The 1,676-nt window shown below is 62.8% G+C and carries 1 protein-coding gene; it reads right to left on the bottom strand.

What is annotated here, in order from left to right; translation table 11 throughout:
- Positions 1–205: 205 nt before the first annotated feature.
- The gene (locus tag ACTNBU_RS12530) at positions 206–1,546 is read right to left on the bottom strand and encodes a butyryl-CoA:acetate CoA-transferase (RefSeq protein ID WP_441034432.1); all 1,341 of its coding nucleotides are present in this window, start codon (positions 1,544–1,546) and stop codon (positions 206–208) included.
- Positions 1,547–1,676 lie beyond the last annotated feature (130 nt).

The raw sequence follows: 1,676 nt of genomic DNA, 5'->3' as shown, positions 1-1,676 counted from the left end.
CGCTACCGGGAGTGGGCGGCCAACCACCGGCAGAGCGCCGCTTAGCACGCGCATATTGTCAGCATTTCAGATTTTGGGTGTCTTCCGACTGCACATTTCTTGACATTTCCAATTGCTGCAACGGCAGGTGTTGATACCGCCGGACTAAACAAAGCTGGTGCAGCCCGTCCTCACCGGGCTCCCGGACGTCTGCCTGCCGCGAAATTCACCGTTTGGCGGACTGCCGCCAGATCTTCATGCGTTCGGCCTCCCGGATCAGTTCCTCCCGGAAGTCCGGGTGGGCAATGGAGATGATGCGCTCCGCCCGCTCCCAGGTGGTGGCGCCCTTCAGATTCACCATGCCGTACTCCGTCACCAGATACTGCACATTGCAGCGGGTGTCAGTGACCACGGAGCCCTCCCGCAGGGTGGGACGGATGCGGCTCTGGAGACTGCCGTCCTTTCCCCGGATGGTGGAGGCGCAGCAGACGAAGCTCTTGCCGCCTTTGGAGAGATACGCCCCCAGAACGAAGTCCTGCTGGCCGCCGGCGCCGCTGATGTGGCGGATGCCGGAGCTCTCCGCGTTCACCTGACCGAACAGGTCCACGTCCACCGCGTTGTTGATGGAGATGAAGTTGTCCAGTTGGGCGATGACCCGGACGTCGTTGGTGTAGTCCACGGGATAGGCCCGGCACTGGGGATTCTCATGGAGGTAGTCGTACAGCTTCTGCGTCCCCGCGCCGAAGGCGAACACCTGGAGTCCCTGGTCGATGGCCTTTTTGCTGCCGTTGATCTTGCCGGCCAGGGCCAGATCCACGAAGGCGTCCACATACATCTCCGTGTGGACGCCCAGGTCCTTCAGGTCGGACTGGGCAATGAGGGACCCCACCGCGTTGGGCATACCGCCGATGCCCAGCTGCAAACAGGCGCCGTCGGGGATCTGGGACACAATGAGATCGGCCACCGCCCGGTCCACCTCATTGGGGGCCGCAGCGGGCAGCTGGTTCAAGTCGGGATCGCCGCCTTCCACCACCATGTCCACCCGGCTGATGTGGATGCGGGTGTCGTCACCGCCATGGCAGCGGGGGTACTTCCGGTTGACCTCCAGAATGATGACCTCCGCCTTTTCAAACAGCGCCTGGAGATGGGAGGCGTTGAGGCCGTAGCTGAAATACCCCTCGTCGTCCATGGGGGCCACCTGGATCATGGCCACGTGGATGGGGTCCACGTTCTCCCGGTAATAGCGGGGCAGCTCGGAATAGCGCAGGGGGATGTAGTAGGCGCAGCCCTCGTCGATGAGCTTCCGCTCCAGACCGCCCATGTGCCAGGAGTTCCAGATGAAATGCTCGGCGGTGTCCGGAACGGACATGATGGCGGGACGGGCCATCAGCACGGCGCCCCGGACCTTCACATCGTGCAGCTCCTGATACCGCTCCGCCAGGGCGCGGTCCAGGGCCACCGGGGCGCAGGCGTTCCAGCCGTAGTCGATCCAGTCGCCGTTGCGCACCACCTTCACGGCCTCCTCCGGCGTGCGCAGTTTTTGGTTGTATGCTTCTCTGATATCCATATATTTCTCCTGTGGCGGGGGGGGCCGCATACCCCCCCGCCCCCCATGTAAAAAAATGGTGTCCCGCGGACATAATACATCTCCCCCACCATTTACTATCTGACGTATCCCTCATTAACCGCGGGCTCCG

This window comes from Dysosmobacter sp. HCP28S3_G4, assembly GCF_052065175.1.
Lineage (GTDB): Bacteria > Bacillota > Clostridia > Oscillospirales > Oscillospiraceae > Oscillibacter.
This window is presented reverse-complemented; position numbering and strand designations above follow the sequence as displayed.

Bases quoted from the DNA above. Each gene is read 5' to 3' on its own strand.
- ACTNBU_RS12530 (WP_441034432.1), bottom strand. From the start codon at position 1,546: ATGGATATCAGAGAAGCATACAACCAAAAACTGCGCACGCCGGAGGAG.